The organism is Streptomyces sp. V4I2 (assembly GCF_030817655.1).
GTDB classification, from domain to species: Bacteria; Actinomycetota; Actinomycetes; order Streptomycetales; family Streptomycetaceae; genus Streptomyces; species Streptomyces plumbiresistens.
This window is the reverse complement of sequence record NZ_JAUSZM010000003.1, coordinates 6,245,022-6,265,819: the sequence shown is the minus strand read 5'-3', so window position 1 is coordinate 6,265,819 and position 20,798 is coordinate 6,245,022. Positions and strand designations below refer to the sequence as shown.

The window sequence follows — 20,798 nt, the reverse complement described above, 5'->3', positions numbered from 1 at the left end:
CCAGCCTGCCCCCGGCATACGGAATGCGCACCCCTCAGGGACGCTGACCTGCACGGTCGACGACGGCCCGGCGGAGCACCGCGGTGTTGGCGATGACCGTGCCCTCCTTCACGTCCGAGAAGTCGTCCGTGGCCACGCTGCGCTGCCCGAGGAACTCGTAGGTCTGCCGGTCGAAGATCCACTCGTCCCGGCTGGAATTGTCGGGATCCTTGCGCGCGATGGCGACGCCTCGGCGTCCGGCGGCGTCGACCGCGTTCTCGCCGATCGTCACCCCGGGGATCCGGGCGACGGCCCGGAACAGCGCGGCGCTCTGCTCCGGAGGCACGATCGCCTGCCTCAGCAGGTCGCCGGCCAGCACGAACATGGCCTGGTACCGCTCCTGGCCGCTGTGCTTCGGGGCCGTCTCGTACAGGTAGCGGTACATCCCGTCGGCGTCGGTGGGCAGGGTCTTCACGTGGTTGTAGGAGGGAGAGATCTCCCAGCCCTCGCCGCCCGGCTTGGGGTCGGTCGGGAGGTCCCAGTCCTCCCGCCCCGCCTCCCGCCCCATCCCGGTGTGCAGACCGTCCACCGAGAACCACATCTCCAGCCGGTGCAGCGGCGTGATGGTGAACTTCCCGTCGTACGCCTCTCCGCCCGACACCTTGCTGTCCAGGTACACGAACTGGTCGTCCCGGACCTTCCCGTAGGACGGCTGCTCGTGCGCGGCGGCCAGCGCGATGTCCTCCAGCAGGGCGACGGTGGCCCTGCTGGGCGGCGGTGCGCTCGCCCCGGCCCCCTCGTTCGACGGCAGGACGACGAAGGTGACGGCGGCCGCGGTGGCCACGGCCGCCGCCACCAGTGCGGGCCGCAGCCAGGGCTTCCGCTTCCGGACGGGCAGCGGCTCGGTGTGCCGGATCTCGGTCATCAGATGCTCCTTGAGGAGTCGGTGACGGCCCGGCGGAAGGTCGTGTTCGGGAAGCTGGTTCATCGGTTTCCCTCCCTCAGGGGCCCGACCGCGGTGCCGCGGTCACCTCTCATCTGTCCGCGCGCTTCAGGTGGTTCCAGATGTTTGGCGAGTTTTGTCCGCGCCCGCGAAAGCCGCGACCGTACGGTCCCCACCGGCACCCCCAGCGCCTCGGCCGCGGCTCGGTAGTCCAGGCCGGACCACACGCACAGCGCCAGCACCTCCCGCTCGGCCCGCCGCAGCTTCGCCAGCGCGGTCCGTACGACGGCCAGTTGCGCGGCGTCGTCGAGGCGCCCGGCGACCTCGTCGGCGAAGTCGCGCACCGGCTCGTCCCGGGGCAGGCGGGCGACCGCGGCCGCGTGTCTTCGGGCGGCGCGGCGGGTGTTGCGGGTGACGTTGGTGGCGATGCCGAGCAGCCAGGGCCGCAGGGATCCGCCCTCCTCGTCGAGCCTCTCGCGCAGCCGCCAGGCGTCCAGGAAGGTCAGCGAGACGACGTCCTCGGCCACCGCCCATTCCCCCGTCAGCCGGTAGGCGTGGTTGTAGACGGAGCGTGCGTACGCGTCGAAGAGATCGCCGAAGGCGTCGTGGTCCCCCGCGCGGATGCGTCTTCGCAGATTCGTATCCACACCCTCCACCTGTCCGTACGACCAAGGCCGGTTCCTGTGACCTGCGTCACGGGAACCGGCCTTGAGGCTACGGGAGGCGGTTACACGCCCGCGTAGGAGTGCTTGCCGGAGACGAAGATGTTGACTCCGTAGTAGTTGAACAGCCAGCAGCCGAACGCGATCAGCGCCAGGTAGGCGGCCTTGCGGCCCTTCCAGCCGGCGGTGGCGCGGGCGTGCAGGTAGCAGGCGTAGGCGACCCAGGTGATGAACGCCCAGGTCTCCTTGGGGTCCCAGCCCCAGTAGCGGCCCCAGGCGTCGCCCGCCCAGATCGCGCCCGCGATGATCGTGAACGTCCACAGCGGGAAGACGGCCGCGTTGACCCGGTAGGAGAACTTGTCGAGGGTTGAGGAGGCGGGCAGCCGCTCCAGGAACGAGGTGGCGAACTGGCCGGGCCTGCCGCCGCTCTGCAGCTTGTTCTCGTACGAGTCCTTGAACAGGTAGAGGATCGTGCTGACCGCGCCGACGTAGAAGACCGCGCCGCACAGAATCGCGGTCGAGACGTGGATGTACAGCCAGTACGAGTGGAGGGCGGGAACCAACTGGTCGCTGGCGGTGTACAAGACAGTGACGGCGATGCCGAGATCGAGGAGGACCGTCGTGATCAGGAACAGCCCGAGCCAGCGCACGTTCTTCTTCAGGGCGAGCAGCGTGAGGTACACGCCGACGGCCACGGTGGAGAAGGTGATGTTGAACTCGTACATGTTGCCCCAGGGCGCCCGCTCCACCGAGGCAGCCCGGGCGATGACCCCGCCCAGCTGGATGAGGAACGCGAGCACCGTGAGGGACACGGCGATACGCCCGTAGAGGTCGCCCTGCGCATCGCCACCGTGGGCGCCGGGCCCGTCGGGCACGTCACGCGCCCCGGCCGCCGCCCGCACGACGACCTTCGGCCGCTCCAGTACGGCGGTGGAGCCGCCCTTCTTCACCGTGACGGCCGGCGCCTTCGCCGCCTTCTCGGAGGTGAGCGCGGCGGCGGTGCGGGCGATCTTGCTGCGGCCGCCGAAGGTCCATTCGGCGATGTAGGCGAAGAAGGCGAGGGTGTAGACGGCCATCGCGGAGTAGATCAGCGTGTTGCTGAGGTTCGCGAGGTTTTCGTTGGTCGCGGCGGCGAGTGTCACCTCAGCGCTCCTTCGGTGGATATCCCGGCAACTTGCGGTCGGGCGGCGAGATCTGCAGGTAGCGTGCGTTCGTGTTCACCGGGCTGGTTTCAACCCGGCTGGCGTTGATCGTGGAAGACCTGGAGGACCGCTGGTCCGCCGGGCGGCGTGAGCCAGGAATCTCCCTTGTTCCGCGCGGGAGAGGATTCAATTCTCAGCCCCTTCGGCAGATGCGGCGTCGGAGTCGGACACACCGTCCGGCTCCGCCCCCGTGTCACCGGGCGCGCCCGGTGCCTGGTCGTAGAGGATCCCGGCGAGGTCGCCGAGTTCCTCGGGCACCTTGGCGGACTCGCTGCGGCCGAGGCCGGCCATCTCGACGACGGTGACACCGTCGTCGCCCTTGACGGCCCGCACCCACACGCGGCGGCGCTGGATGAACAGGGAGCCGGCCAGACCGAAGATCGCGGTGACCGAACCGCCGAGCGCCCAGCCGCTGCCCGGCTGCCGGGTGATCTGGAAGTTGGCCCACTCCTTGGTGCCCTCGTAGGTGACCGAGCCGGCGCCGTTCGGGAGCTGCATGGTCTCGCCGGGCTTCAGGTTCTCCCGCAGCTGCGTGCCCTTGGAGTTCTTGAACTCCTTCAGGTGGGTCTTGTCGAGCTGGTACACGCTCTGCGGGATGCCCGCGTCGACACCGAGGTCGCCGTGGTAGGCCTCCAGGTTCAGCACCGGGTTGTTCAGCGCCGGGAACTGCGAGACCACCGCGGAGTTTGCACCCCCGTAGGTCGGCAGGAAGAAGGCCTGGAAGCCGAGCTGTTCCTTCACGCCCTTGGCGTTGCGGTAGCCGTCCATGACCTTGATCGCACCGGAGGAGGTGACGTTGGAGTCGAGCGGGAGGAGAGGCACGGCCTGGCTGTAGACGACGTTGCCCTTGCCGTCGCGGACGGTGATGACGGGGGCGTAGCCGTGGGCGGTGAGGTAGACCTTGGAGTCGCCGATGTCCAGCGGCCCGTTGGGCTCGATGGTGGTCTTCCGGTCCTTGCCGTAGGCGCCGACGCTGTAGTCGACGGTCGCCCGGTAGACGCGCGGGGTTCCCTTGCTGGGGCCCGACGGCTCGTAGGTGCCCGTGAAGTCGTCCAGGACGAAGCTGAACGGGTCCAGGCTGTCCTGGCTGAAGAGGTTGCCGGACTTGAAGTCGTCGTACTGCGTGATGGTGTTGGAGAAGCCGTCGCCCTCGACGACCAGCTTGTTGCCCTCCATCTTGAACAGCTGACCCCAGGCGAAGGCGGTGAGCAGCACGATCAGGGCGATGTGGAAGGCGAGGTTGCCCACCTCGCGCAGATAGCCCTTCTCGGCGGCGACGGCGTCACCGGCGAGGTGGGCGCGGAAGCGGCGCTTCTTCAGCAGGGCGAGCGCGGCCTCGCGGACCTGCTCCGGCTCGGCCTCGGTGCGCCAGGTGGTGTAGGCGGGCAGCCGGGTCATGCGCCTGGGGGCGCCCGGCGGCCGGCCGCGCAACTGGCCCACGAACTGCCAGGTGCGCGGGACGATGCAGCCGATGAGGGAGATGAACAGCAGGATGTAGATCGCGGAGAACCACACCGAGCTGTAGACGTGGAAGAGCCCGAGCTTGTCGTAGACGTCGCCGAGGGTGGGGTTCGCGCTGCGGAAGTCGGCGACCTTCGTCTCGTCCGTCCCGGACTGCGGGATCAGCGAGCCGGGGATCGCGCCGAGCGACAGCAGCAGGAGCAGCAACAGCGCGACCCGCATGGAGGTCAGCTGCCGCCAGAACCAGCGGGCCCAGCCGATGACGCCCAGGGAGGGCAGGTTGGGCAGCTCTTCCTTGGGGGCGGTGGACAGCTGGGATCCGGCGGCGCCGAGGTCCTGTTCGTCCGGGGTCGCGTCGGCGGGCGCGCCGGTGGTCGTCTTGCTCATCGATCAGATCCCCACAGTGAAGCCGTTGGACCAGTTCTGCATCTCGGAGACGATCTGGTCCCACGCGCCGGTCAGCAGCAGCAGACCGGTCACGATCATCATGGTGCCGCCCAGGCGCATCACCCAGACGTAGTGGCGCTTGACCCAGCCGAAGGCGCCGAGCGCCTTGCGGAAGGCGACCGCGGCGAGCACGAACGGCAGGCCGAGGCCCAGGCAGTACGCGACTGTCAGTATGGCCCCGCGGCCGGCGCTCGCCTGGCTGAAGGACAGCGCCTGCACGGAGGCGAGGGTGGGTCCGATGCAGGGCGCCCAGCCGATGCCGAACAGAGCGCCGAGGACGGGGGCGCCGACCAGTCCGGCGGCCGGCTTCTGGTGGAAGCGGAAATCGCGCTGGGTGAGCCAGGGCATCAGGCCCATGAAGAAGACACCCATGAGGATCATGAGCACGCCGAGCACCTTGGACAGGATGCCCTTCTGCTCCTGCAGCGTCTCCCCGAAGTACCCGAACAGGGCCCCGCCGGAGACGAACACGGCGGTGAAGCCGAGCACGAACAGCGAGGCCCCGACGACCATCCGCCCGCGCCGGGCCTCGGCCAGGTCGGTGCCGGTGACGCCGGTGACGTAGGAGAGGTAGCCGGGGACCAGGGGCAGGACGCACGGCGAGAAGAAGGAGACGAGTCCGCCGAGCAGGGCTATGGGCAGCGCGACCAGCAGGGCACCGCTGAACACGGTCTCGTTGCGGCCCGTCGCCTCGGCGAGGGTCACCAGCGCGCTCACGTCACTTCTCCGCGAGGACGGGCTTGAGCATGCTGAGCAGATCCTCCTCGCCGAGCGCCTGCAGCGCCCGCGCGGCGACCTTGCCGTCCTGGTCGATGACGAGCGTGGAGGGGATCAGCTGCGGGTTGAGGGTGCCCTTCTTGAAGCGGAGCATCAGCTTGCCCGTGGGGTCGTACAGGCTCGGGTAGGTGATGCCGTAGTCCTTCTCGAAGGCGACCGCGACCCCGGTGCTGGTGTCCCGGGTGTTGATGCCGACGAACTGGACGCCCTTGTCCGCGTACTCCTTGGAGATCTTGGAGAAGTACTTGGCCTCCGCGCGGCACGGCCCGCACCAGGATCCCCAGACGTTGAGGACGACGACCTTGCCCTTGTAGTCGGCGACGTCGAGCTGCTTGCCGTCGATGGTGGCGCCGGAGAGGTCGGGGGCGGCGACCCGCTTGCCCTGCGCGACGGTGTCGATGCCGTTGTTGCCGGTGACGAAGTTGGTGTCACCGCCGCCGCCGGACGTACCGCCCGAACTGCACGCGGACAGGGTCACCGCGGCTGCCGAGGCAACGGCGGTGAGCAGGACGGCGCGACGGGTGCGACTACGGGTGGCGGCACTCATGTGAAAAGTTTCGCATGCCCGTTCTGGGGATCTTGCGCACCCCCCTTGCGGGCGGAATTCCGCATTTCAGGCAGCGTTCGAGGAGGTCTCCGAGGCGGTCGAGCCGGTTGCGGCCGTGTCCTTCAGGAACTCGTTCCAGCCACCGGCCGGCTGCTGCCCGACATCGAGCGTACGCAGCTTGGCGAGCACCTCGGGCTTCTGGACGTCCATCCAGTCGACGAACTGCCGGAAGGAGACCAGGCGTACGTCCTCGCCCTTCTCCTTCTCCCGGGCGATGTGCTTGAAGGCCTCCTCGACGGCGTCCATGTAGATGCCGCCGTTCCACTGCTCGAAGTGGTTGCCGACGAAGAAGGGTGCGCGGTTTGTCTCGTATGCCCGCTGGAATCCCTGGATGTAGGCGCCGGCGGACTGCTCGCGCCAGGCCGGGTAGTTGTGGGCGGGCGCGTTGGTGGAGTTGACGGACTGATTCGCCAAGTGGTTGTAATCCATGGAAAGCACCTCAAATCGGCGACCGGGGAAAGGTATCGCCTGCAGGGGCAGGTCCCACATCCCCTCCTTCTGCTGCGGCCAGACCTGGCGGCCGCCGGGCGAGGAGGCGTCGTAGCGCCAGCCGAGCTCGCGGGCGGTGGGCAGCAGGTTGTCCTGGCCGAGGAGGCAGGGGGTGCGGCCGCCGACGAGTTCCTTGTCGTAGTCGAAGGGCAGCGCGGGCAGGTCGGTCCATCCCGTGTTGGTCCGCCACTCCTTGACGAAGGACTTGGCCTGGTCGATCTCGCTGCGCCACTGCTGGGGCGTCCAGTTGCCGACGGTGCCGGTGCCGGCGCAGAAGTGGCCGTTGAAGTGGGTGCCTATCTCGTGCCCTTCGAGCCACGCCCGCCTCACGTTCGTCAGCGTCGCCCTGACGTGCTCGTCGGTGAGATAGCCGATGTCGGAGGCGCCGCGCGGGTTGTTCGGCGGGTCGTAGAGGCGCTTCTTCGACTCGGGCAGCAGGTACAGCCCGGAGAGGAAGAAGGTCATGCTCGCGCCGTGCTCCTTGGCGAGGTCCAGGAAGCGCGGGAAGAGGCCGTTGCCGACCTCGCCGGCGCCGTCCCAGGAGAAGATCACGAACTGCGGCGGGGTCTGCCCCGGCTCCAACGGCTCGGGCTTCGCGGGCTGGTGGGGCTGCCTGCCGGTGAAGGAGGTGGAGCCGTCGCCGAGGGGGCGGGCGGTGGGCTTCGGGCTGCTCGGGCGGCCGTCGCCGGAACCTCCGGCATGGCTCGACCCGTCCGACGGGGTGAGCGTGCCGCACCCCGCCAGCCCTACGGCGGCCGCGGCGCCCGCGCCGAGTCCGAGTGCTCCCCTTCGGGTGAGAGTGCGCATTGCATCCCCGTTCGTCACGTTCTCTGGTGGTCACCCAGTCAGAGGCGGCGACGAACGGGGAGGTTCCTCCGATACTTACGGATTTCGTAACAGAGGCGCCGAGAACGCGCTTACGCCCCGAAGGCCTTGCCCTGCCCCTTCACCGGCTTCGCGCCGGCGAGGAGATGAGCGGGGACGAGATCGCGGGCCGGCTCGCTGTAGCCGACGGAGACGATCTTGTCGCCCCGGTATGTGAAGGTCGTCAGGGACGCGAGGGTGCACTGCCGCTTGCGCGGGTCGTGCCACAGCCGCCGCTTCTCGACGTACGACCGCACGATCCAGATCGGCAGCTGGTGACTGACGAGCACCGCCTCGTGCCCGCGCGCCCGGTCCTTCGCCGCGTCCAGCGCGCCCATCATGCGGATGACCTGGTCGACGTACGGCTCGCCCCACGACGGCTTGAACGGGTTGACCAGGTGCTTCCAGTTCTCCGGCCGCCGCAGCGCGCCGTCCCCGACCCCGAAGGTCTTGCCCTGGAAGACGTTCTCGGCCTCGATGAGCCGCTCGTCCGTCGCGATGTCCAGGCCGTGCGCCTTGGCGATCGGCATTGCCGTCTCCTGCGCCCGCTCCAGCGGGGAGGCGACGACATGCGTCACGTCACGGGTGGCGAGGTGCTCGGCGACCCGGTCGGCCATCTGCCGGCCGAGCTCGGAGAGGTGGTAGCCCGCGAGACGGCCGTAGAGGACACCGTCCGGGTTGGCGACTTCACCGTGCCGCATCACGTGGACGACGGTGATGTCCCCGTTGACGTTGCGGTTGCCGTTGCCGTTGCCGTTGTCACTCATGCTTGCGTGGCCTCCGCAGCCGCTCGGGCCGCCGCCGGAAGGGCGTCGGCGATCCGCTGGACGGCCCGCTCGTCGTGGGCCGTGGACACGAACCAGGACTCGAAGGACGACGGCGGCAGGTAGACGCCGTTCGCCAGCAGGGAGTGGAAGAAGGCGGTGAAGCGGAACGACTCCTGCGCCTTCGCGTCCTCGTAGGTGCGGACCGGGCGGTCCGTGAAGAAGACGGAGAACATGTTGGAGGCGTTCTGCACGGTGTGTGCGACGCCTTCCTTGGTGAGGGCCCCGGAGACCAGCGCCTGGATCTGCGCCGACACGTCGTTGACCTTGACGTAGGCCGCGTCGTCGAGCAGCCGCAGCTGGGCGAGACCGGCCGCGGTGGCGACCGGGTTACCGGAGAGGGTGCCGGCCTGGTAGACCGGCCCGGCGGGCGCGAGGTGCCCCATGACATCGGCGCGGCCACCGAAGGCGGCGGCCGGGAACCCGCCCCCCATCACCTTGCCGAAGGTCATCAGGTCGGGCCGGACGCCGTCGATGCCGTACCAGCCGGCCCTGCTGGTCCGGAAGCCGGTCATGACCTCGTCGGAGACGTACAGCGCGCCGTTCTTCGCGCACGCGTCCTTCAGCCCCTGGTTGAAGCCGGGCAGCGGCGGTACGACGCCCATGTTGCCCGGGGAGGCCTCGGTGATCACACAGGCGATCTCGCCGGGATGGGCCTCGAAGGCGGCGTGCACGGCGTCGAGGTCGTTGTAGGGCAGGACGATGGTGTCGGCGGCCTGGGCGCCGGTGACGCCGGGGGTGTCGGGCAGCGCGAAGGTGGCGACGCCGGATCCGGCGGAGGCGAGGAGCGAGTCGACGTGACCGTGGTAACACCCGGCGAACTTGACCACCTTGGTGCGCCGGGTGAACCCGCGGGCGAGCCGGATGGCCGACATGGTGGCCTCGGTCCCGCTGGACACCAGCCGCACCTGCTCCAGCGGCTCGATCCGGGCGACCATCTCCTCAGCGAGCGTGACCTCGCCCTCACCGGGCGTACCGAAGGAGGTGCCGCGGGAGACGGCGTCCTGTACGGCGGCGATGACCTCGGGGCGGGAGTGCCCGAGGATCATGGGCCCCCAGGAACAGACCAGGTCGACGTACTCGCGCCCGTCGGCGTCGGTGAGGTACGGACCCTTGCCGGACACCATGAACCGGGGCGTTCCGCCCACGGCACGGAAGGCGCGCACCGGGGAGTTCACGCCGCCGGGCGTGACGGCGGCCGCACGGTCGAACAGGGCCTGCGAGACAGGCGCATCGTATGAATAGGGCAATTCGCTCATGTCCTGCGACTTCTCCGACCTTCTCCGACTGCTCGGACTCCGGTTTTGCCAGTGACCTCCTCAGGGTAGGCCAGGGGGCACCGAGGACAGCGGGCCGCTGTGGACGGGGCTGCCGAGGCGGGGCCGAGCGGGCTGCCGATGCGGCTACTGACCCGGCGACCAGTCCCGGGCCCCCGTCATCTGCGAGACTGGCACCTGATACACACAGCTCAGAAGGACGATGTTGTGGTGCGCCCTGTTCAGGGGCTGCAAAGATCCTGCGGACAGGTGTTTCAGCGCACGTTTCGGCGGGCGGCCGTGGGGGAGGTCACTGACACGATGATCGGGTTGCGCGGCGGGGCCCGCGCGTCCTAGAAAAGCAGTCGGGTGGAGATATGCATCGCGGTGGCGGACTGGGCGAGGGGACTGACGACCTGGGTCCTCGACGTGCCCGGCGGGGAAGGCACCGACGCGACGCGGAGGAATCGAACGAAGCACGCCAGGGACACGTTGTACCTGGTGAGGAGTCGGAGTGGTCCGACCGACGGATCGACCGGCTGAGGGCGGGGAGCAGGAATGGTGGTCGGGTGGGGGTGACGTACAAGTACTTCGGCGCGCCCGACGGCGCGACCGCAGCCCGTGTCCCGATCTCGATGCGCCCCGAGGAACTCGGCGGCGACGAGCTCGGGATGAACGGCATGTTCACGAAGATCAAGCCGGAGACCATGGCGGCGATGGTCCTCACCGGCATCGAGGGCGTCCCCCTGCACAAGGTGCCGCCCCTGGAACTCGTCGTCCTGCACCCCGACTACGCGGTGGTCAAGCTCCCCATGACGGTCGTCGACCCGCTCCGCGGCATCGGCGAGGAGGCGGTGGGCGCGGCGGCGTTCATCTGGTCGACGGTGCCGGACCGGGGCGGGCCCCGGGACGCGTTCAACGTGTACCAACTGCTGCACGAGTGGCAGGATTTCAGCCATCGGTTGCATGAGGCGGGGCATCAGCCGTACTGCCTGGTGTGGCCGTGAGCTGAGGTTTTCCGGTAGCCGGGCGGGGTTTGCGGACCCCGCCCTTTTGTATGCCGAAATCGTCGGAACCCGCCCGTAGCGTCTCTTTCGGAGCAATCTCTCGTTGGGCCACATGGCCATCGAGCGATGCCGCGAACGGAGAGCCCCTTGCGAATCACCGACATCCAGCGTTGCGAGCTTCGGTCCGGACGTCTCGTGGAATGGACGCTGCACCCGACGACCGTCAAGGCCGCGATGAGTTTGCCGGACGATTCCCGCCCTCCCGCGTACGTACAGGAGTCCCATGTCCGAACGACGCGATCGGTACGGCAGGACGGCCTGTTCGTACCGACCTGGCTCGGGGCGGCCTTCGACATCCCGGGACGGATCGATCTCGACGTACTCCAAGGCGCGTTGCGTGCCTGGACACTCAGGCACGAGACGCTGCGCAGCGGATTCCGCTGGACCGACGACGAGATGCGACGCTTCACGCTGGACGCCGACGCGGTCGTGCTGCACCGCGAGGACATCGGCACCTTCTCCGACGCGGCGGTGCTGACCCGGTATCTGCAGGACCGTTTCGACGTCGCGGCGGACGCGCTCACCTGGCCGAACTTCATTTTCACCGCGGTCGTCAGGGACGACGGCACGAGTGTCTACATGGCGTTCGACCACAGCAACGTCGACTCGTACTCGCTGCAGCGCATCCCCGGCGAGATCCACGACCTCTACGCGGCCGGGCTCCAGGGGCGCACCGCCGACACGGCACCGGTCCGCCAGCTACGTCGACTTCTGCGCGTCCGAGCGCACGCGTGCCGACGGGATCGACGACTCGCACGCGACGGTCGCCCGCTGGCGGGAGTTCATCTCCCGATGCGACGGCAAACTGCCGAACTTCCCCGTCGACCTCGGTCTCGACCCCGAAGGACCGCTGCCCGCCCAGAAGCTCATGCGCGAGATGCTGGTGGAGGACGCGGAAGCGGCGGCCTTCGAGGCGTACTGCCGCCCGTACGGCGGAAGTCTGGTCGGCATCCTCGCCGCCACCGCCCTCGTCGTCCGCGAGATCGGTGGCCAGGAGGTGTACCGCACCGTCGTGCCGTTCCACACCAGGGCGAAGTCCCAGTGGTCGGACTCGGTGGGCTGGTACGTGGGCGGCGCGCCGATCGCTGCGGGAGAACCGGTCACTGGCCCGGATGCCCATCGCCCGCGTACTCGGCCTACTGGGCTCCGACTTCCGGCCCACGTCTGCGGACCTGTACTCGATCGTCTCGTACGTCGACACGCGCGGCACTCCGGGGTCGGAGCGGTGGCAGGAACTGAAGGCGTCCGGACTGCTGCGGGTCTCGTACGGCGACCAGGTGTGCGTGTGGCTGAACCGGCTCCACGAGGGCCTGCAGTTCGCCAGCCGCTGTCCCGACAACGACGTCGCGTACAAGAACATGCGGCTGTACGTCGAGGGGCTGCGGGACCTCGTGGTTTCGGTGGCCCGGGACTCGGCCGTACGCGTCTAGGACGGGGCCGTAGGTGGAGCGGGCTACACCCCCGACCGGGGAGGACGCTCTCTCGTGACGGCAGGCCGATGACGGGATCGTTGAGCTCACAAGGTCAACGGCTCCCCGTCGGGGAGATCCACAGATCCACCTCTCCCCGAAAGGCACCTGCCATGAAGGCGATGCTCTCCTCCCGCCCCGTCCTGTGGTTCCTGTTCCTCTTCAACCTCACCGTCGCCCTGGCCGCCCCCTTCATCGACGACAGCGCGAAGGGCATCGCGACCAGCATCGGCATGGCGGTCGTCTCCCTGGGCGCCGGGTCGGCCCTGTACAAGGGCCGCGGCCGGCGCGCCTGACCGCAGGACGCGGGCGGTCGTCGCGGGCCGCACCACTGCGACGCACCGCTACGACGCACCTGCCTGCCTCAGGCCCCGCCCACCGTGAACCCGATCACCGTCCCGCCGCCCTCCCGCCGCACGGCGAACGGCGCGCCCCCGTGCGCGAGGGCCACCTCCCGCACGATGGACAGGCCGAGGCCCGAGCCCGGCAGGGAGCGCGCGTCGGCGGCGCGGTAGAAGCGGTCGAAGATACGGACCAGGTCGGCGTCGGCGATGCCGGGGCCCCGGTCGAGGACCTCGACGCGGACGGTGCCGATGGGGGTCCCCCCGCTCGAGTGAAGCCGAGAGTGGGGGAGGGCCGGACCGCTGACCTTGATCTCGATGGGTCCCCCGCCGTCGCGGTCGAACTTGGCCGCGTTCTCGACGAGGTTGGAGAAGGCGCGCTGGAGCATCGCCGGGCGGCCGTCGGTCGTCGTGTCACCGCTCGCGCGGACGACGATCTCCCGCCCGGTACGGCGACGGGCGAGCCCGGCGACGTCCTCGGCGATGTCGGCGAGGTCGACCCGCTGGGGCGGCTCGGTGTCGGACTGCCCGGCCGCGAGGTCGACCAACTCGTTGACCAGGTCGGTGAGTTCGCGGGCCTCCTGGCCGAGGTCGGCGACCAGTTCGGCCCGGGTATCGGGGGGCAGCTCGTCGATCCTGCGCAGCAACGAGATGTTCGTCCGCAGGGAGGTCAGCGGCGTACGCAGCTCGTGCCCCGCGTCCTGGACCAGCCGCCGCTGGTCCTCCTCGGACTGGGCGAGCCGCCCGAGCATGCGGTCGAAGGCGCGGCCGAGGCGGCCGACCTCGTCGTAACCGGCGACGGGCACCTGGATGCCGAGGCGTCGGGTACGGGCGACGTCCTCGGCGGCGGAGGTGAGGATCACCAGCCGGCGGGTGATGCGCCGGGCCAGCCACCAGCCGAAGAGCCCTGCCGCTGTCACGACCGCGAGCATCAGGATCAGCGTCCGCTGCTGCAGGGCCCGCAGCAGGTCCTCGGTGTCGCTGAACTCCTGCGCGACCTGCACCGCGCCCCGCCCGTCGCCGAGGGCGACGGTCGCGACCCGGTAGACGTCGTCGCCGACGTCGACGTCCTTGTGCTCGACCATCGTCCCGGCGGTGGCGTCGGCCGCGATCCGCCGGTCCCCGGCGACGACCGGCAGCCCGGGCCGGCCGGGGTCGACGACGCCGCCGTCCGGCCCGAGCACCTGCACGTCCGTGCGGGCGGGCCGGACGAGGTCGTGGCCGGGCTCGGAGGAGGAGAAGTCGCCGGGTGTCATCCGGTGCGTGCGCACCTCGTCCCGCAGGTCCTGCACGACCTGGTCGAACACGGACTCCTGGTCGACCCGGACCAGCCGGGCGGCGGCGCTGTAGGACAGCACGCCGACCAGGACGGTGACGGCGGCGGTCACGGCCGCGAAGGACACCGCGAAGGTGGTCCGCAGGGACAGGAGCCGGGGTCGCCGTCTCACCAGCAGCCGCCCGAGGCGGCCCACCCGTCAGTCCTCCCGCAGCACATAACCCACACCGCGGACCGTGTGGATCAGCAGCGGCGCCCCCGGCTCGTCGAGCTTGCGGCGCAGGTAGCCGACGTACACGGCGAGATTCTTGGAGCCCGGCCCGAAGTCGTAGCCCCAGATCCGGTCGTAGATCGTGGAGTGGTCGAGGACGATTCCCGCGTTGCGGACCAGCAGCTCCAGCAGCTCGAACTCGGTGCGGGTCAGCTCCAGCTCCCGCCCCCCGCGCCAGGCGCGCCGCGCCTGTACGTCCATCCGCAGCCCGTCCGCCTCGATCCGCCCCTCGGCGTGCTCGGGCGCCTGCGGCTTCGGTGCGCCGCTCAGCGCGCCGACCGGGCTGGTCCGGCGCAGCAGCGCCCGCAGCCGGGCGAAGACCTCCTCGACGTCGAACGGCTTGACCACATAGTCGTCGGCGCCCGCGTCCAGCCCGGCGATCCGGTCCTGGGTCTCCACGAGCGCCGTCAGCATCAGGATCGGCGTCCGGTCCCCCTCGGCGCGCAGTACCCGGCAGACCTGCAGTCCGTCGATCCCGGGCATCATCACATCCAGCACGAGCACGTCGGGCGGACTCTTGTGGGCGTGCGCCAGCGCCTCGATCCCGTCGGCGACCGCGGTGACCCGGTAGCCCTCCAGGGTCAGGGCGCGCTCCAGCGCATGGCGGATGGCGCGGTCGTCTTCGGCGAGCAGCACGTTTTGGGGCACGCCCTCAGTGTGCCAAGCCCGCCGACCCGTGCGCCGTGATGAGCGGCTCACCGGGCGCCCTTCTTACTGCCCTCTCACCGCCGGGTGCGCAACCGGGGGCGCACCCCTACCGTCCTCTCACTCGCCCCGCCGGGGAGCTCACGGGCGCAGGCCGTCGAGCGCGGCCCGCAGGATCGGCTCGACGTAGTCGGGGGTGCCGTGAATCGTGGCGACGGCGATGATCATGTCGCAGATCTGCTCGAGGGTGAGGTCGTCGCGGATCTCGTGGGCCTGCTGTGCGGCGACGAGGAGCGGCCGGCCGGCGGCCAGCACCCGGGTGCGGCTCTCGCTGAAGACGGCGTCCTCGCTGTCGGAGTGCGTCAGCAGCTCGGTGGCGATGTCGTGCTTGCCGGTGGCGAAGGCGAAGAACTGGTGGAGCCAGGCCGTGAACACCGCTCCCGGCGTCCGGCCGTCGACGGTCTCGGCAGGCGCGCAGACGGCGTCGACCTCGTCGAGGTAGAGGGCTTCCAGGAGCTCTCGGCGACCGGGGAAGTTGCGGTAGAGCGTCGCCATGCCGACGCCGGCGCGTCGCGAGATCTCGGCCATCGACACCTGGGCGCCGGGCTCGGCGAAGGCGGCGCGGGCCGCCGTGAGGATCTTGTCGCGGTTCCGCTCGGCGTCGGCACGTCTCGACGGTGTGGGCGGCTGGTCCGAGGTCATCACGCTTCCTAAGTGGATAGGCTATCCGCTACGCTGAACGGACAGGCTATCCGTTTCTGCGTCCGGCCTGATTCTATCCACCTGCCGCGGCTTGATTCGCGGCGATTCGAGGAGCCTCCACCATGGAGTACCGCCCCCTGGGACGCACCGGCGTCTCGGTCAGCCCGCTGTGCCTGGGCGCGATGATGTTCGGCGCCTTCGGCAACAGCGACCACGACGACTCGGCCAAGATCATCCACCGTGCCCTGGACGCCGGGATCAACTTCGTCGACACCGCCGACTTCTACTCCGGCGGGGAGTCGGAGGAGATCGTGGGCAAGGCGCTCGCCGGCGGGCGGCGTGACAACGTCGTGCTCGCCACCAAGGTCGGTCTGCCGTTCGGCGAGGACCCCAACCAACGGGGAACCTCGCGGCGCTGGATAACGGAGGCGGTCGAGGGTTCGCTGCGCCGGCTGGGGACCGACTGGATCGACCTCTACCAGGTGCACCGTCTCGACGCGGCCGTCGACATCGACGAGACCCTGGGCGTCCTGTCCGATCTGGTCCACGCCGGAAAGATCCGGGCCTTCGGCGCCTCGACGGTCGCTGGTTCCGAGATCGTCGAGGCGCAGTGGACCGCAGAGCGCCGCGGCCGCGAACGGTTCCGCACCGAGCAGCCCCCGTACTCCCTCCTGGCCCGTGCCGTCGAGTACGACGTGCTGCCGACCTGCCTGCGCCACGGGATGGGCGTGCTGGCCTACAGCCCGCTGGCCGGCGGCTGGCTGACCGGCCGCTACCGCAAGGGCCAGGAGATCGCCGGGCCGGGATCGGTGGCCCGCCGGGTCCGCTTCGCCGCCACCTACGACGCCACGTCCCCGGCGAACGCGGCCAAGCTCGACGCCGCCGACGCCCTCGGGGCGCTCGCCGACGAGGCCGGGATGACGCTCGTCCAGATGGCGATCGCGTTCGTCGTCCGCCACCCGGCGGTCACCTCAGCGATCGTCGGCCCGCGCACCATGGACCACCTGGAGTCCTACCTGACGACCGACGGCATCGAGCTGTCCGACGACCTCCTCGACCGCATCGACGAGATCGTGCCGCCCGGGCACACGGTCAACGTCGCCGACAACATGTGGCACACCAGCACGTCCACGCTGGACGCCGCTTTCCGCCGCCGCTGAAGCCCGTCCGGCGGGTCAGGCCGCAGGAAACCGACGGTGCCTGATCGACGCGGGTGAGCGGGGCATGCCCGCCGCGGAACAGCTGATGTCACTGCTGCCCCGCGCCTGCGGCGGGCCGGGCCGGCCAACCCGCCGGTCCGGCCGCACCCGGTCCACCTGACGTCACCGCCCTGCGCTCACGCCCGCAGCGCGGCCAACTGCTCCTCGAACGGCACGACCGCTGCGAAGGCGTCCTTGACGGGCCTGGCCGCCGACATGCCCGTCATCAGGGCCGCCAGCTCACCCGCAGCCCGCCCGATCCGCCCGTCCAGCCCTTCCGCGCCCCAGTCCTCCGAGGCCGCGTACACCCCGGTCGGGACGACGACGCCCCGCAGGTGGGCGAAGAGCGGACGCAGCGCGTGGTCCAGCACGAGGGAGTGCCGGGCCGTACCGCCGGTCGCGGCGATCAGCACCGGCATGCCCGCCAGCGCGTCCTTGTCGATCACGTCGAAGAACGACTTGAACAGCCCGCTGTACGACGCGGAGAACACCGGCGTGACGACGACCAGCCCGTCCGCCCCGGTCACCGCGTCGATCGCGGCGGCCAGCTTCTTCCCCGGGAACCCGTTGGTGAAGTTGTGCGCGATCTCCACGGCGAGGTCGCGCAGCTCGACGACCTGGACCTCGACCGGCAGGTCCCGGCCCACGGCCGCGGCCAGCCGGTCCCCCAGCAGGCGGGTGGACGACGGGACGCTCAGCCCGGCCGAGACGACGACGAGCTTCATTCGACGGTCACTCCCTTCGATGCGGCCGCGAGCAGCGACTGGTGGGTCGGCGCCTGAGGCACCCCGGCCGGACGCCTCGCGGCGAACTCCTTGCGCAGCACCGGCACGACCTCCTCGCCGAGCATGTCGAGCTGCTCGAGCACGGTCTTCAGCGGCAGCCCGGCGTGGTCGACCAGGAACAGCTGACGCTGGTAGTCACCGGCGTACTCGCGGAAGGCGAGCGTCTTCTCGATGACCTGCTGCGGGGAGCCGACGGTCAGCGGCGTCTGGTCGGTGAAGTCCTCCAGCGACGGCCCGTGCCCGTAGACCGGCGCGACGTCGAAGTACGGCCGGAACTCCCGCACCGCGTCCTGCGAGTTGGGCCGCATGAAGACATGGCCGCCCAGGCCGACGATCGCCTGCTCGGGTGTGCCGTGCCCGTAGTGGGCGTACCGGCTCCGGTAGAGCTCGACCATCCGCTTGGTGTGGTCGGCCGGCCAGAAGATGTTGTTGTGGAAGAAGCCGTCGCCGTAATAGGCGGCCTGCTCGGCGATCTCGGGGGACCGGATCGAGCCGTGCCAGACGAACGGCGGCACGCCGTCCAGCGGCCGGGGCGTGGACGTGAACCCCTGGAGAGGCGTACGGAACTTCCCCTCCCAGTTCACGACGTCCTCGCGCCACAGCCGGTACAGGAGGGCGTAGTTCTCGATGGCGAGGTTGATGCCCTCGCGGATGTCCTGCCCGAACCACGGATACACCGGGCCGGTGTTGCCGCGCCCCATCATCAGGTCCACCCGGCCGTCCGCGAGGTGCTGGAGCATCGCGAAGTCCTCGGCGATCTTCACCGGGTCGTTCGTGGTGATGAGGGTGGTGGAGGTGGAGAGGATCAGCTTCTCCGTCCGCGCCGCCACGTAGCCGAGCATGGTCGTCGGCGACGACGGCACGAAGGGCGGGTTGTGGTGCTCGCCGGTCGCGAAGACGTCGAGCCCGACCTCCTCGGCCTTCAGCGCGATGGCGACCATGGCCTTGATGCGCTCGCGCTCGGTCGGCGCACGGCCCGTGGTCGGGTCCGGCGTTGCATCGCCGACGCTGAAGATCCCGAACTGCATGGTCGCTCAACCTCCAAAGTTGTTGACCGTTCAACTATAGCCTGACAACGGTCCCGCCCTCCCCCGTATTCCGAGTCCCGCCCTCCCCCGTAGCCCGAGTCCCGCCCTCCCCCGCATTCCGACTACCCGGCGCTTGTCAGTGCCCCGCCCTACGATCGCTTCATGGCCCCCGTACGCCGTGACACCCGAGGCATCGTCGACGCCGCGGAGCTCTTCACGCACGTGGACTTCCGCCGCGTCGAGCCGGCGGAGCCGCTGCGCCGGTATGTCGAGCAGTACTGGCTGATCGACTGGAACCTCTCCGAGCCGTACGTCTCCCATGTCGTCCCGCATCCGGCGGTCAACATCGTCTTCCAGCGGTTCGAGGGCCAGGACCCCTTCGTGGAGGTGGCGGGCATCCAGCTCGGCCTCTTCGCGCAGAAACTGGAGGGGCGGGGCCGGGTGTGCGGCATCAAGTTCAGACCCGGCGGCTTCCGCCCCTTCGCCCCGGAGCACCCGGTCACACACTGGACGGGCCACCGGCTCCGCTCCCCCGAGGTCTTCCCGGACACGGACCCCCTGACGATCCTCTCCCCGGACGACGAGAAGACCAGGGTCGCCGCCCTCGACACCTTCCTCCTCGGTCTGGACCCGCGGCCCGACCCCCAGGCCGACCTCGCGACCACCCTGGTCGACCGCATCGGCGCCGACCGCACGATCCGCCGCGTCACCGACTTCGCGCGGTCCGAGGACATGTCCGTACGACTGCTGCAGCGCCTGTTCGCCGCGTACGTCGGCGTCGGCCCCAAGTGGGTCATCCTGCGCCACCGCATCCACGAGGCGCTGGAACGGGCGGAGACGGAGGCGCCGGTGGACTGGGCGGCACTGGCCGCCGACCTCGGCTACGCCGACCAGGCCCATCTGATCCGCGACTTCACAGCGACGGTGGGGATCCCGCCGACGGCGTACGCGCAAGGCGTGCACTGACGGCCCTGAGCAGCGTCCGTCCACCGCGCCCGTCGGCTCCGAAACCGACGCGGAAATCAATGCGCTTGACCGCTCGGCACCCGAGCCCGCACATTTATCTGCGTGACACAGATACTGCATGACGCAAATGAAAAGAAGGCAGCCGCCCGCACCCGCTGGGCGATCCTCGCCGTCGTCCTCGCCGCCGACGTGCTGGACCTCCTCGACGCCACGATCACCAACATCGCCGCCCCGACCATCACCCAGGACCTCGGCGGCGGCTCCGGCCTCGTCCAGTGGCTCGGCGCCTCCTACGCGCTCGCGCTCGGCGTGCTGCTCGTGCCCGGCGGCCGACTGGGCGACAAGTACGGGCGCCGACGGATCTTCCTGCTCGGCCTGGCCGGGTTCGTCGCCGCGTCCCTCGCCTGCGGACTGGCCGTGAGTCCGGAGAACCTCGTCGTCGCCCGCCTCGTCCAGGGCGCCTTCGCCGCCCTCGTCATCCCGCAGGGCTTCGGCATCCTGGCCGCCACCTGGCCGCGCGACCAGATCGGCAAGGCGTTCAGCCTGTTCGGGCCGGTGATGGGCCTGTCAGCCGTCGGCGGCCCGATTCTCGCCGGGTTCCTGGTCGACGCCGACCTCGCCGGCCTCGGCTGGCGCCCCATGTTCCTGATCAACCTGTTCCTGGGCGGCGCCGCCCTGCTCGCCGCCATACGTCTCCTCCCGCGCGACACCGGCGATCCGTCCGTGACCGTCGACGGCCCGGGATCGGCGCTGCTCGCCGGCGCGCTGCTCGGCCTGCTCGGCGGGCTCATCGACGGCTCCACCCACGGCTGGACGCCCCGCGCCTTCGCCCTGCTCCTCCTGGGGCTCGCCCTGTTCGCCGGCTTCTGCCACCGTCAGCGCACCGCCGCCCACCCCCTCGTCCAGCCGTCGCTGCTCCACAACCGCGGCTTCACCTCGGGCCTGATCCTCGGCATCGTCGTCTTCGCCGCGACCGCCGGACTCCTCTACGTCCTCTCCCTCTTCTTCCAGCAGGGCCTCGGCCGCTCCCCCGCGGGCACCGCGCTCGGCCTGGTTCCCCTGTCGCTCGGGATCGTCGTCGCGTCCATCGCCTGCTACCGGCTCATCCACGCCCACGGCCGCAGACTCGTCGTGGCGGGACTGCTGATCGTCATGGCGGGCTGCGGATACCTGGCCAGCCTGGTCATCAACTCCGGTACGGCCCTCAGCAGTTGGGAGCTGGCCCCGCCCGTCCTCCTCATCGGCCTCGGCATGGGCACCTGCTTCGGCACGGTCTACGACATCACGATCGGCGACATCGCCCCCGAGGAGGCGGGCAGCGCGAGCGGCTCGCTCTCCGCGGTGCAGCAGCTCGCCAACGCGATCGGGGCGGCCGCCGTGACCACCGTGTACTTCCGCACGGCCGAGGGCGGCGAGGCCCACGCGATGACCGTGAGCCTCCTCGTGGTCGCCGCGGCAACGGCCCTGTGCCTGCCCCTCGTACGGCTGCTGCCGCGCAAGGCGCCGGAGGAGCAGCACCACTGAGGTCCCGGAAGCGC

Annotated in this window: 19 protein-coding genes and 1 pseudogene; 6 read left to right on the top strand and 14 right to left on the bottom strand. The window is 70.1% G+C overall.

Going from position 1 to position 20,798, the window contains the following annotated elements:
- Window positions 1-34 precede the first annotated feature (34 nt).
- From QFZ76_RS29715 to hemL, 9 genes are all read right to left on the bottom strand, one after another.
- Window positions 35-967, bottom strand: a complete 933-nt coding sequence (locus tag QFZ76_RS29715) for a CU044_5270 family protein (RefSeq protein WP_307676586.1) — start codon at window positions 965-967, stop codon at window positions 35-37.
- Window positions 964-1,569, bottom strand: coding sequence for an RNA polymerase sigma factor (locus QFZ76_RS29710; protein ID WP_307676585.1), 606 nt, complete (start codon window positions 1,567-1,569; stop codon window positions 964-966). The genes QFZ76_RS29715 and QFZ76_RS29710 overlap by 4 nt, the downstream gene beginning before the upstream one ends.
- A gap of 80 nt (window positions 1,570-1,649) precedes the next feature.
- The gene (ccsB, locus tag QFZ76_RS29705) at window positions 1,650-2,726 is read right to left on the bottom strand and encodes a c-type cytochrome biogenesis protein CcsB (protein ID WP_307676584.1); all 1,077 of its coding nucleotides are present in this window, start codon (window positions 2,724-2,726) and stop codon (window positions 1,650-1,652) included.
- Between the two features lie 186 nt (window positions 2,727-2,912).
- The gene (locus tag QFZ76_RS29700) at window positions 2,913-4,634 is read right to left on the bottom strand and encodes a cytochrome c biogenesis protein ResB (RefSeq protein WP_307676583.1); all 1,722 of its coding nucleotides are present in this window, start codon (window positions 4,632-4,634) and stop codon (window positions 2,913-2,915) included.
- Window positions 4,635-4,637: 3 nt separating this feature from the next.
- Window positions 4,638-5,411, bottom strand: a complete 774-nt coding sequence (locus tag QFZ76_RS29695; protein ID WP_307676582.1) for a cytochrome c biogenesis CcdA family protein — start codon at window positions 5,409-5,411, stop codon at window positions 4,638-4,640.
- A gap of 1 nt (window position 5,412) precedes the next feature.
- The gene (locus QFZ76_RS29690; RefSeq protein ID WP_307676581.1) at window positions 5,413-6,018 is read right to left on the bottom strand and encodes a TlpA disulfide reductase family protein; all 606 of its coding nucleotides are present in this window, start codon (window positions 6,016-6,018) and stop codon (window positions 5,413-5,415) included.
- A 66-nt stretch (window positions 6,019-6,084) separates the two neighbouring features.
- The gene (locus QFZ76_RS29685; protein WP_307676580.1) at window positions 6,085-7,374 is read right to left on the bottom strand and encodes a hypothetical protein; all 1,290 of its coding nucleotides are present in this window, start codon (window positions 7,372-7,374) and stop codon (window positions 6,085-6,087) included.
- Window positions 7,375-7,484: 110 nt separating this feature from the next.
- A complete protein-coding gene (locus QFZ76_RS29680) occupies window positions 7,485-8,198 on the bottom strand; it encodes a histidine phosphatase family protein (protein WP_307676579.1) in 714 nt (237 codons plus the stop codon).
- A complete protein-coding gene (hemL, locus tag QFZ76_RS29675; RefSeq protein WP_307676578.1) occupies window positions 8,195-9,514 on the bottom strand; it encodes a glutamate-1-semialdehyde 2,1-aminomutase in 1,320 nt (439 codons plus the stop codon). The genes QFZ76_RS29680 and hemL overlap by 4 nt, the downstream gene beginning before the upstream one ends.
- A gap of 566 nt (window positions 9,515-10,080) precedes the next feature.
- Between hemL and QFZ76_RS29670 the strand changes: the two genes are divergently transcribed.
- The 3 genes and pseudogenes from QFZ76_RS29670 (at window position 10,081) to QFZ76_RS29660 (ending at window position 12,343) form a co-directional block, all read left to right on the top strand.
- A complete protein-coding gene (locus tag QFZ76_RS29670; protein WP_003974483.1) occupies window positions 10,081-10,518 on the top strand; it encodes a hypothetical protein in 438 nt (145 codons plus the stop codon).
- A 147-nt stretch (window positions 10,519-10,665) separates the two neighbouring features.
- A pseudogene (locus tag QFZ76_RS29665) lies at window positions 10,666-12,008 on the top strand (condensation domain-containing protein).
- A 152-nt stretch (window positions 12,009-12,160) separates the two neighbouring features.
- Window positions 12,161-12,343: a hypothetical protein gene (locus tag QFZ76_RS29660; RefSeq protein WP_307676577.1), complete on the top strand. Its 183-nt coding sequence runs from the start codon at window positions 12,161-12,163 to the stop codon at window positions 12,341-12,343.
- Between the two features lie 68 nt (window positions 12,344-12,411).
- On the opposite strand, the gene QFZ76_RS29655 is transcribed toward QFZ76_RS29660, so the two are convergent.
- The 3 genes from QFZ76_RS29655 to QFZ76_RS29645 all read right to left on the bottom strand — a co-directional run bounded on the left by QFZ76_RS29655 (window position 12,412) and on the right by QFZ76_RS29645 (window position 15,282).
- Entirely contained in the window at window positions 12,412-13,860 is a 1,449-nt protein-coding gene (locus tag QFZ76_RS29655) for a HAMP domain-containing sensor histidine kinase (RefSeq protein ID WP_307676576.1), read from the bottom strand.
- A 3-nt stretch (window positions 13,861-13,863) separates the two neighbouring features.
- Window positions 13,864-14,571: a response regulator transcription factor gene (locus QFZ76_RS29650; protein WP_307680167.1), complete on the bottom strand. Its 708-nt coding sequence runs from the start codon at window positions 14,569-14,571 to the stop codon at window positions 13,864-13,866.
- 150 nt (window positions 14,572-14,721) lie between these two features.
- Window positions 14,722-15,282 carry a TetR/AcrR family transcriptional regulator gene (locus QFZ76_RS29645; RefSeq protein WP_307676575.1) on the bottom strand — a complete coding sequence of 187 codons (561 nt, stop codon included), beginning with the start codon at window positions 15,280-15,282 and terminating at the stop codon, window positions 14,722-14,724.
- A gap of 122 nt (window positions 15,283-15,404) precedes the next feature.
- On the opposite strand from QFZ76_RS29645, the gene QFZ76_RS29640 reads away from it, so the two are divergent.
- Window positions 15,405-16,442: an aldo/keto reductase gene (locus QFZ76_RS29640; protein WP_307676574.1), complete on the top strand. Its 1,038-nt coding sequence runs from the start codon at window positions 15,405-15,407 to the stop codon at window positions 16,440-16,442.
- Between the two features lie 176 nt (window positions 16,443-16,618).
- Here QFZ76_RS29640 and QFZ76_RS29635 read toward each other — a convergent pair whose 3' ends face one another.
- Complete coding sequence (locus tag QFZ76_RS29635) at window positions 16,619-17,206, bottom strand: FMN reductase (RefSeq protein ID WP_307676573.1); 588 nt, start codon at window positions 17,204-17,206, stop codon at window positions 16,619-16,621.
- Entirely contained in the window at window positions 17,203-18,294 is a 1,092-nt protein-coding gene (locus QFZ76_RS29630; RefSeq protein ID WP_307676572.1) for an LLM class flavin-dependent oxidoreductase, read from the bottom strand. Before QFZ76_RS29630 ends, QFZ76_RS29635 begins: the two co-directional genes overlap by 4 nt.
- Before the next feature lie 162 nt (window positions 18,295-18,456).
- On the opposite strand from QFZ76_RS29630, the gene QFZ76_RS29625 reads away from it, so the two are divergent.
- Both QFZ76_RS29625 and QFZ76_RS29620 read left to right on the top strand, forming a co-directional pair.
- Window positions 18,457-19,260: a helix-turn-helix domain-containing protein gene (locus QFZ76_RS29625; protein ID WP_307676571.1), complete on the top strand. Its 804-nt coding sequence runs from the start codon at window positions 18,457-18,459 to the stop codon at window positions 19,258-19,260.
- 102 nt (window positions 19,261-19,362) lie between these two features.
- Window positions 19,363-20,784, top strand: a complete 1,422-nt coding sequence (locus tag QFZ76_RS29620) for an MFS transporter (RefSeq protein ID WP_307676570.1) — start codon at window positions 19,363-19,365, stop codon at window positions 20,782-20,784.
- Window positions 20,785-20,798: the final 14 nt, after the last annotated feature.

Coding starts and splice junctions, on each gene's coding strand:
- QFZ76_RS29715 (WP_307676586.1), bottom strand. CDS start 967: ATGAACCAGCTTCCCGAACACGACCTTCCGCCGGGCCGTCACCGACTC.
- QFZ76_RS29700 (WP_307676583.1), bottom strand. CDS start 4,634: ATGAGCAAGACGACCACCGGCGCGCCCGCCGACGCGACCCCGGACGAA.
- QFZ76_RS29690 (WP_307676581.1), bottom strand. CDS start 6,018: ATGAGTGCCGCCACCCGTAGTCGCACCCGTCGCGCCGTCCTGCTCACC.
- QFZ76_RS29685 (WP_307676580.1), bottom strand. CDS start 7,374: ATGCGCACTCTCACCCGAAGGGGAGCACTCGGACTCGGCGCGGGCGCC.
- QFZ76_RS29680 (WP_307676579.1), bottom strand. CDS start 8,198: ATGAGTGACAACGGCAACGGCAACGGCAACCGCAACGTCAACGGGGAC.
- hemL (WP_307676578.1), bottom strand. CDS start 9,514: ATGAGCGAATTGCCCTATTCATACGATGCGCCTGTCTCGCAGGCCCTG.
- QFZ76_RS29660 (WP_307676577.1), top strand. CDS start 12,161: ATGAAGGCGATGCTCTCCTCCCGCCCCGTCCTGTGGTTCCTGTTCCTC.
- QFZ76_RS29645 (WP_307676575.1), bottom strand. CDS start 15,282: ATGACCTCGGACCAGCCGCCCACACCGTCGAGACGTGCCGACGCCGAG.
- QFZ76_RS29640 (WP_307676574.1), top strand. CDS start 15,405: ATGGAGTACCGCCCCCTGGGACGCACCGGCGTCTCGGTCAGCCCGCTG.
- QFZ76_RS29635 (WP_307676573.1), bottom strand. CDS start 17,206: ATGAAGCTCGTCGTCGTCTCGGCCGGGCTGAGCGTCCCGTCGTCCACC.
- QFZ76_RS29630 (WP_307676572.1), bottom strand. CDS start 18,294: ATGCAGTTCGGGATCTTCAGCGTCGGCGATGCAACGCCGGACCCGACC.
- QFZ76_RS29625 (WP_307676571.1), top strand. CDS start 18,457: ATGGCCCCCGTACGCCGTGACACCCGAGGCATCGTCGACGCCGCGGAG.